Genomic DNA, 8,649 nt, shown 5'->3' with positions numbered 1-8,649 from the left:
TTTTGAGGGTGTTTTAGGCTATTTTTGCAAAGGGTGGTTTTTTAACAGCCACTATTTAAGGAGTCCCATGACGAAGCAGTGCATAAAAATTCTTATAAAAGCAGACTCTATGAATTAATCAGTGCTTCCTTAGGCCACTCACAATGACAGACCATAAAAAAAGCACCTTTGGAATTTTCCAAAGGTGCTGATTTTATCGTGGTGCGCTTGGGGAGATTCGAACTCCCGACACACGGTTTAGGAAACCGCTGCTCTATCCAGCTGAGCTACAAACGCATTAGTTTTATTTTACAAAAAGAAATGGAATTTGTAAAGAGATGGGATAGGAGCAGGTAAGTGAAATTTTAAGTGGCAGTTTTACCGGTGAGATGTCTCTGCTCCCCTCTGCTGCGGTGGAAATGACGTCATGGAAGCTTTTCCGCTGCTGTCAGTATCGTCCCGAAAGTGAACCCAAACCATCCGCAGGATTTCCTCTTTCTTCATCCGCCCTGCGTGCAGAGATGGCCTGAAGAGAAGGAACAGCCGTCCAGTCTTTATCTTTCAGCCTGTTCAGCATTTCTCCTGCCTCGTCGGAGGCGGGGCCGTTCATGAAGATGGTGCGGCGAAGGTATTCTTCCACCTTCAAAAGGTTCTGGGGAATGCCGTCTCTTCCCATATAGACCGCAGCCATCATGAGGCCGGCCCAGCTGCTGCCGTCCTGCAGTGCTTTTTCCAGATACTGCATGCCTTTCTCCGGATCCTTTTTCACGCCTTCCCCCAGGATATAGCTTAGGCCCAGATTTTCTTCGGCATACATATTTCCTGCGGAAGCGGCTTTTTCCAGCCAGAGAGCGGCCTTTGCCGGATTCTTCTTCACCGGAACCCGGGGCAGTTCTCCCCTGTAGAGCTGCGCCAGGTACATCATGGCTTCCGGCAGGCCCAAGGCAGCTGCTTCTTTTATGAAGTCCAGGCCCTTCTTTGTATCCCTCTTGATGCCTGTACCGTTGAGATAGAACATTCCCAGCATCAGGCAGCATTCGTCATCGCTATTCTCCGCTCCTTTCTTAAGGAAAGGCACTGCCTTTTTGAGGGCTTGTATTTTCTGTGATCCTACACGGAACCCGGCTTCTACAATGCACTCCGACGCCATGTCATAGCAGGCGTCTCCATTGCCTGCAGCAGCGGCCCTCTGCAGCCATTCATCACTTTTCTTCTTATCCGGCTGGGAGCTCAGTTCTTCATAAAACCGGCTTAAAAGGTACATGCCTCTGCCGCTTCCCAGATCTGCCGCCTTTTCCAGCCAGGCTCTGGCCTTTTCTTCATCCACAGGCACGTCATCGAAAACATGCAAGAGATAGATTTCTCCCAGCCTGCAGGCAGCTTCCCGGGCTATTTCTTTGTCTTTGAAGAGGGCTGCCTTTTCCAAAAAGGGAAGTACCTCCTTCGCCGCTTTCTTTCCTTCCTGCATCAGAATCAAACTGCTCAGGGTCAGGGCCGCATCCTCTCGTCCCTGCTCTGCCGAGACTGCGAGCCAGTCCTTAAAGTGCTGCCCGAAATCGTCCAGCTGCTCCTTTTCTGTAAGCAGGTATAATGTGCCGAAATTCAAAAGAGCTTCATTCCCCGGATGCTCCTTTACTGCTTTTTCAAAAAGAGCCAGTCCCTCTTCTGCCCTGCCCTCATCCGCCAGATTCTGTGCTTTCTCCCGGATTTCTTCCACAATAGAAGAATCCTTGTTTTTCAGGTTTTCATTCTTCATATGTATTTCCTCTTTATGAAATCTTATTTCTCCAGTTTCTTCATCAGTTCCTCATACCACGCCCGGTCGCTTTTGACCAGGAACTTTTCCCTGTGGGCAAGATCCATGCCTGCCTTCTTCATGACCTTCACCACATATTCCGCTTCCTTCCGGCTCACAGCCAGATGGACCGCCGCTCTGCAGTAGAGCTTTTCTCCGGTCTCAGCGTCCTCTACGCCCTGGTACTCTTCGTCCAGAAGGTCTTCAATGGCAAATTTCCGGAGCTCCCAGGGGATTTCCTTCACCTGCCGCATCTTCCCCATGGACTCTATGGCGCGATAGACCGCCTCCAGGGCATCGGGGTCGTCAAAGAAAAAGCCAGCATCATCATCCAGCACATCCAGAAGGGAATGAAGCTGCATGGTCCGCTCGTCCACCGTCCCGGCCAGTCCGTTTTTCCTGCAGCTGGCCAGGAATGGAGCCAGCAGATTGTCATTCCCATCCACAAACCGGGCCACCAGTTTCTGCAGTGCTTCCGCCGGCAGTTTCTGCGCCAGCCTGAAAATGATATCTTCTCTTTTTTCCATCATGTCCGCTCCTTTGGTTAAAATGAAATATGAAATACCTGATAAACCACTGGTTTTATTATACCCCATTGGGGAGGCAGGGTGTGAAGGGGAATCAGCAGGCCGCGGGAGACGGGAAATCTGACGTCTGACGTCTGATGTCTGACGTCTATCGTCTATCATCTTTCCTGCGGCCACAGGCCGGCGGCTTTCATCTGCCTCTTCACTTCTTTTTCCGGTATGGAGAAGTCGCGGCCGAAGAGTTCATGGGTCACGTAGAGAGGTTCCACGGTGTCTATGATTTCCCTGGCTGCGTCGTCGGTGAAAGGCCGGTGCTGATCGATGGCGGTGATGTGCCGGCTGATAATGTCCGGCGTCACAGGGGAGGGAATGGTGCCGGAGAGGCTTTTCCGGTAGGCACCGGAGAGGGAGCAGCTGAGGTGGATGCCCTGGATGAGGGATTTCAGGGAGCCCAGGCGGTTTACCACGTCACATACATAGCGGACACCCTCGGTTTCGATTTCCAGACCAGGACAGGTATTCATGAGATGGCCCGTATCCAGCATGATGCCCACGTTGTTTCCGGGAAGGAGGCGGAAGAAATAGTCCACTTCGTCCGGCTTCAGGGTATAGAGGCCGGGCCAGAAAATGTTTTCAAAGAGCACTTTCACCGTTGGCGGAATTTCAGAGGCCAGGGCGCTGTACACCTCTGCCGCCGCTTTCAGCACGTCCCTGTCGGTGTAACGGAAGCGGCGGGTCCATATTTCATCCAGGGAGCAGTGGGCCACGTGCCACACCAGGTACTCCGGCTTTTCCGCAAGGGCGGCGCGGATGTTGAGACGGATTTTCTCTATCCAGTCCTCCACGGTGGTACCGCCGAAGGTGTCCAGGAGGGACTTTTTTGTGGGGAAATCTTTTTCATAGAAATCCTTCCGCCCCAGATAGAAGTCCATCCAGTCCGGCCAGTAGGCCAGATGGCAGCCCAGGGTGAGGCCTGCCGCCGGATGAGGGGCGGGCTCGGTGCCGTAAACCAGGTTCTCAATGCCGTCCAGATGGAGTTTCCTGACTATTTTTTCTATATCCTCCGCCCGCTCGCCGGGCATGATGTAATGACTGACTGCCTGTTTCAAGGTATCCCTCCTTTGTATGCTTTTCTATACTATAGCACATGGGAGGAGAGACGGGCCGCGGCCCGGGTTCAGAGGGTTCTTAAGATTGACCGGCCTATAGCCGGAGGGTTCTTAGGTTTGACGGCGCCTGTGGCGCCGAGGGTTGTGGTGGCGGCTAACGCCGCAAGTAAAAAGGGGCGCGGCTGACGCCGCAGGTTGTATAGAAAGGTTGTGTAAAAAGGTTGTGTAGAAGGGTTGTGAGGGAAAAGGTTCATGGACACGCCTGTGGCGTGAGGGTTCTGAGGGTTCCCTCCCCCTCACTTATTGTCCCACCCCTATTCAGGGGTCAGAATATAGCCTCTCTATATTTACCGAAAGAGTCATATGACAACGCATAGCCCACTTGCGTTCGGGAATACTTCCCAGCGGGCTGCAGTAAACCGACAGCCGTCAGCCGTCCCACTGTCCCACCAGCCCACCAGCACACTGGTACACTGGTACACCAGCCCATGGCAGCAGCGGATAGCCGCCCATTCCTTTCATGGGGTATAATAAAATCATCATAGACTACAGAGTACAAGGAGGTTTCCCATGGTTGATCCTTTTATCTATTGCAATCCTACGAAAGTGTATTTCGGCCATGATGCCATGAGCCATATTCACGAGGAACTGCCCCGCTGGGGGAAGAATGTGCTTCTGGTGTACGGCGGCGGTTCTATCAAGGAAAGCGGCATTTATGACAAGGTGGTGGATGAAATCAGAAAGGCGGGGGTTTCTGCCTATGAAATCTCCGGTGTGAAGCCAAATCCGGAGCTGCCTCTGGCGGTGAAGGGGGCCCGTTTCTGCCGGGAGGCAGGCATTGACCTCATTCTGGCCGTCGGCGGCGGCAGTGTGATTGATACGGCCAAGGTGATTGCGGGGAGCGCCCTGTATGAGGGAAATCCCTGGGAGCTGGTGAAATCCAGGGCACAGATTTCCCGTGCCCTGCCTCTTTTGGCCATTCCCACCATGGCGGCCACGGGATCGGAGATGAACAGCTGCGCCGTCATTACCAATCCCGACACCCATGAGAAGCTGGGCTGGACTACGGAAGCGCTGCGTCCGAAGGTTTCTTTTCTTGACCCGAAGAATACTTTCACCGTACCTCCTGCCCAAACGGCCTTCGGCAGCGCCGACATTCTGTCCCATATTCTGGAGGTGTACCTGAACCGGGCCGAAGGGTTTGACGCCATGGACGGATTCATGGAAAGCATGATGCGCTCGGTCATCCGCTGGGCGCCTCTGGCCATGGCGGACGGCACCAATGAGGAGGCCCGAGCCAATCTGCTCTGGGATTCCGAATGGGCTATCAACGATCTCATCGACCGGGGGCACTCCGTTTCCTGGAGCTGCCATGCCCTGGAGCATGAGCTTTCCGCCTTCTATCCCGTTCCCCACGGTCTGGGGCTGGCCATCCTGACCCCCGCTTTCATGGAGTATGTGCTGAATGAGGAAACGGCGCCCCGCCTTGCCCGCTTCGCCGTCCGCGTCATGGGGGTGAAGGAAGGGAAGAATGAAATGAAAACCGCCAGGAAGGGCATTAAGAAACTGAGGAAATTCTTCAAAAAGGCCCTCTCCCTCCCCGGTTCCCTTTCTGAAATCGGCATGGACGATGCTCTCTTCGAAGACATGGCGGCCCACGCCATGGCTTGGAAGGGGGAGGATGGCATTCTCCATGGGTTCTCTCCCCTGACGGAAGAGGATCTGCTGGCGATTTACAGGAAAGCATTGTAAAAGGGGCCGCAGAGCGGCCCCTTTTTACACGCCTATGGCGTGAGGGTTCGGGAGGGGAAGGTTCTTAAGTTTGACCGGCCCTTTGGGCCGGAGGGTTCTTAGGTTTGACGGGCCCTTTGGGCCCGAGGGTATGGATTGCCGCTTCGCGGCAATAAGTTTTTAATGCCGCCTGTTGGCGGCATGGCTCGCTCCGCTCGCCTCCCTCTTTCCCATAGGGAAGCATGTCACTGGATTCTCAGTCGCCTATCGGCTCCCTACAGCACGGCTATCACCGACTCACTGGATTCTCAGGTCTCTAACGTTCCCCTACGAATCCAGTTCCTTTGCCACCCTAAAGGGGACGCAAGGGCATTACGGGATTGCCTTCCCGCCGGACAAGTCATTCTATCCGAGCGAAAGCAAAGAATCTTGGTACATGGACGATAGTGACTCATCTGTCACTAAAAACCAGTCGGCGGGAATTGGCCACTATCGTGGCCACCCCCTATCCGGCTGCGCCGGACTTCCCCAAAGGGAAGCGTGTCACTGGATTCTCAGTCGCCTATCGGCTCCCTACGAATCCAGTTCCCTTGCCACCCCTATTCAGGGGGGAGAATAGCCCTCTCTACTCTTTCCCTTCTACTACTTAAGCTACACATAGCTTAACGTTGCTAAAAGTCCCCCAGGCTTTCGGGAATACCATCCGGAATGACCGGTGGGATGTCTGATGTCTGATGTCTGACCGTCTGACCGTCTGACCGTCTGAAGGTCTCCATGCTTTCGGAATTCCGCCCATCGGACATCGGACAGCCGGCCAATTATCCCACGATTTTCCTCATTCTTTCATAGAGTACTGTCAAAGGGAGGCCTACTACGTTGTCATAGGAGCCGTGGATGGATTCCACCAGGAGGGTGCCTATGCCCTGGATGCCGTAGGCGCCGGCTTTGTCCATGGGTTCTCCTGTTTCTATGTATTTCCGGATTTCTTCGTCCTCAAGCTGCCGGAATCTGACTTCTGTGGATGTGACGGTGAGATCTGTTTTTCCCTGATAGAGGACAGCCATGCCGGTTTTGACTGCGTGGGTTTTTCCGGAGAGGGCGCGGAGCATGCGGAAGGCGTCCTCCCGATTTTCAGGTTTGCCCAGGATGTCCTGCCACAGCACTACGATGGTGTCGGCGCCTACGACGGGGATGCCATCGCCCCGGCGGGAGGCGGCGTCTGCCGCTTTGCCGAAGGCGTTGGCGGCGCACACCAGGCTGCTGTGGGCAAAGGGGGCAAATTCCATTTCCTTCTTTTCTTTCCGGATGAAGGACAGGGCTTCTTCTTCGTTTTTGACTTCCGGGAAATCGCTTTTCTCGATGTCCGCTTCCCAGCCGATCCGGTGAATCAGTTCACGGCGGCGGGGTGAGGCGGAGGCCAGCAGGATATGCATGATTTTTATTTCCTTTCTTATAAAAAAACGGCGCTCTGCGCCGCTCTTTTTATTTGTCCCGAAGGGCCCGTTTCAGAATTTTCCCGGACGCATTTTTCGGGAGGGCGTCCATGGGAATGAAACGGCGGGGAATTTTGTAGCCTGCCAGGTTCCGGCTGAGGTATTTGCGGATGCGGGCTTCGTCGAATTCGTACCCGTCCTTCATGACCACATAGGCCCAGACCACCTGGCCGCGAAGGGGATCGGGATGACCGATGACGGCGCATTCGTAGACTCCTTCCACTTCGTAGATGCAGTCTTCCACTTCGCCGGGGTAAATGTTTTCGCCATTCACAATGATGAGGTCTTTCAGCCGGTCTACGATGTAAATGAACCTGTCTTCGTCCATGTAGGCCAGATCACCGGTGTGCAGCCAGCCGTCGGGCTCCAGCACTTTCTTCGTTTCTTCTTCCTTGTGCCAGTAGCCCTTCATCACGTTGTCTCCCCGTACCATGAGCTCGCCCACCGTGCCGGGCTGATAGGGGCCTTCCTTTTCCGTCGCGATTTTCACTTCCACCCCGGGGATGGCAGGACCTACGGTGAGGTACTTCAGCCTGTCCGAGGGAAGGACGCTCACCACCGGCGATGCTTCCGTCAGGCCGTAGCCTTCCCGTACGGGATGGTGGAAACGGTCAAAGAAGGCCTGGGCCACAGGCTGGGGAATGGGAGCGCCGCCGGAAATGAAATCGTGGACGGTCTTCATCACCGCCGGTTCGCCCCGGCGGGCCAGAAGGTTGTACATGGGCGGCACCATAATGGCAATGGTAATGCCGTGCTCCACGATGGCATTGATGATTTCCGTAGGATTCTTCGTGCGGACGATGACGATGGTGCTGCCGTGCATAAGGCCTGCATGGATGACGGTGGTGAGGCCGTAGCAGTGGAACATGGGCAGTACGCAGAGGATTTTATCCTCCGGCTTGAAAATGACCATCTGGGTGAACTGTTCCACATTGCGGACGAAATTCCGATGGGTGAGCATGGCCCCCTTGGGGCTTCCGGTGGTGCCGGAGGTATAGACAAAGGCGCATACGTCGTCTTCCGTCAGGTCTTCCGGGAAGGGCGGCGCCTCCGGCGCCTTCCGCTCCCGGGCCTGGAAATCCAGGTCGTGGATGTCCACAGTGGGCACGGAAACCGTAAGATCCGTATCCGTCACCAGCAGCAGGGCCTCCGCATCCTTCAGGATGTAGTCCACTTCCCGGTCCACCAGGGAGTTGTTGATGGGAATGATGACCGCCCCCAGACTCATCACTGCCAGATGGACATAAATAAACTCCGGCCGGTTGGCGGAGTAAAGCCCCACCCGGCATCCCTTTCTTACTCCCATTTCATAGAGCCGGTTCCGATAGAGAGATACAATCTTCCTCAGTTCGCCATAGGTAACCTTCCCTTCGCCGTCGATGGCCACATGCCCCTCCGGCGCCTGATTGATGATTTCATGAATAAACATAGCGCACCTCACTTTATCTTTTTATTGTAGCAGATTGCAGATTGTATCTCAAATAGGTGGCTTTGGGGCGCAAAAGGGACGCGGCTGGCGCCGCAGGTTGGGACCGCCTGTCGGCGGGAAGGCGCTGCTACCCGTAGAGACGACAGCAGTTAGCACCCAGCCCCTGGCTGGATTCGATTTGTACCTTTGGATTCATCAGCAAGATTCACATTACTATGATTGGCCGCCTTTGGCGGCCACCCCCTATCCCGCTGCGCGGGACTTACCCAAAGGGAAGCGTGTCACTGGATTCTCAGGTCGCTGACGCTCCCCTACGAATCCAGTTCCCTTGCCACCCCTATTCAGGGGGAAGAATATAGCCTCTCTATGCTTACTGAAAGAGTCATATAACACTATGTATAGTGCCGCTAAAAGTTCCCGCTCGGGGAGAAGGTGGGGCCGCAGGCACCAAAGGGGGCGGGCCCGTAGGGCCCGGGGAAGAGAGGGCCGGTTTGGAGGGGAAGGTTCTTAAGTTTGACCGACCCTTTGGTCCGGAGGGTTCTTAGGTTTGACGGCGCCTGTGGCGCCGAGGGTTGTGGTGGCGGCT

General features: G+C 54.9%; 6 protein-coding genes and 1 tRNA gene. 1 reads left to right on the top strand and 6 read right to left on the bottom strand.

Annotated features, from left to right (window positions below; genetic code table 11):
- Positions 1-199: 199 nt before the first annotated feature.
- The 4 genes from Q0482_RS08520 to Q0482_RS08505 all read right to left on the bottom strand — a co-directional run bounded on the left by Q0482_RS08520 (position 200) and on the right by Q0482_RS08505 (position 3,410).
- A tRNA-Arg gene (locus Q0482_RS08520) sits at positions 200-276 on the bottom strand.
- Between the two features lie 151 nt (positions 277-427).
- Entirely contained in the window at positions 428-1,735 is a 1,308-nt protein-coding gene (locus Q0482_RS08515) for an SEL1-like repeat protein (RefSeq protein WP_299145452.1), read from the bottom strand.
- 23 nt (positions 1,736-1,758) lie between these two features.
- A complete protein-coding gene (locus Q0482_RS08510) occupies positions 1,759-2,304 on the bottom strand; it encodes a hypothetical protein (RefSeq protein ID WP_299145450.1) in 546 nt (181 codons plus the stop codon).
- A gap of 155 nt (positions 2,305-2,459) precedes the next feature.
- Positions 2,460-3,410 carry a TIM barrel protein gene (locus Q0482_RS08505; protein ID WP_299145448.1) on the bottom strand — a complete coding sequence of 317 codons (951 nt, stop codon included), beginning with the start codon at positions 3,408-3,410 and terminating at the stop codon, positions 2,460-2,462.
- A 570-nt stretch (positions 3,411-3,980) separates the two neighbouring features.
- Between Q0482_RS08505 and Q0482_RS08500 the strand changes: the two genes are divergently transcribed.
- Positions 3,981-5,162 carry an iron-containing alcohol dehydrogenase gene (locus Q0482_RS08500; RefSeq protein WP_299145446.1) on the top strand — a complete coding sequence of 394 codons (1,182 nt, stop codon included), beginning with the start codon at positions 3,981-3,983 and terminating at the stop codon, positions 5,160-5,162.
- A 797-nt stretch (positions 5,163-5,959) separates the two neighbouring features.
- Here the strand turns inward: Q0482_RS08500 and Q0482_RS08495 are convergent.
- Positions 5,960-6,574, bottom strand: coding sequence for a Maf family protein (locus Q0482_RS08495; RefSeq protein WP_299145444.1), 615 nt, complete (start codon positions 6,572-6,574; stop codon positions 5,960-5,962).
- A 49-nt stretch (positions 6,575-6,623) separates the two neighbouring features.
- Positions 6,624-8,063, bottom strand: coding sequence for an AMP-binding protein (locus Q0482_RS08490; protein WP_299145443.1), 1,440 nt, complete (start codon positions 8,061-8,063; stop codon positions 6,624-6,626).
- Positions 8,064-8,649 lie beyond the last annotated feature (586 nt).

Source organism: uncultured Dialister sp. (assembly GCF_937959425.1).
GTDB lineage: Bacteria > Bacillota > Negativicutes > Veillonellales > Dialisteraceae > Dialister.
Note: the sequence above shows the minus strand (reverse complement) of the source record. Positions and strands in the feature narration are given on the sequence as shown.

What these genes read in the sequence shown, in the direction of transcription:
- Q0482_RS08510 (WP_299145450.1), bottom strand. Translation starts at nt 2,304, where the DNA reads ATGATGGAAAAAAGAGAAGATATCATTTTCAGGCTGGCGCAGAAACTG.
- Q0482_RS08490 (WP_299145443.1), bottom strand. Translation starts at nt 8,063, where the DNA reads ATGTTTATTCATGAAATCATCAATCAGGCGCCGGAGGGGCATGTGGCC.
- Q0482_RS08500 (WP_299145446.1), top strand. Translation starts at nt 3,981, where the DNA reads ATGGTTGATCCTTTTATCTATTGCAATCCTACGAAAGTGTATTTCGGC.
- Q0482_RS08495 (WP_299145444.1), bottom strand. Translation starts at nt 6,574, where the DNA reads ATGCATATCCTGCTGGCCTCCGCCTCACCCCGCCGCCGTGAACTGATT.
- Q0482_RS08515 (WP_299145452.1), bottom strand. Translation starts at nt 1,735, where the DNA reads ATGAAGAATGAAAACCTGAAAAACAAGGATTCTTCTATTGTGGAAGAA.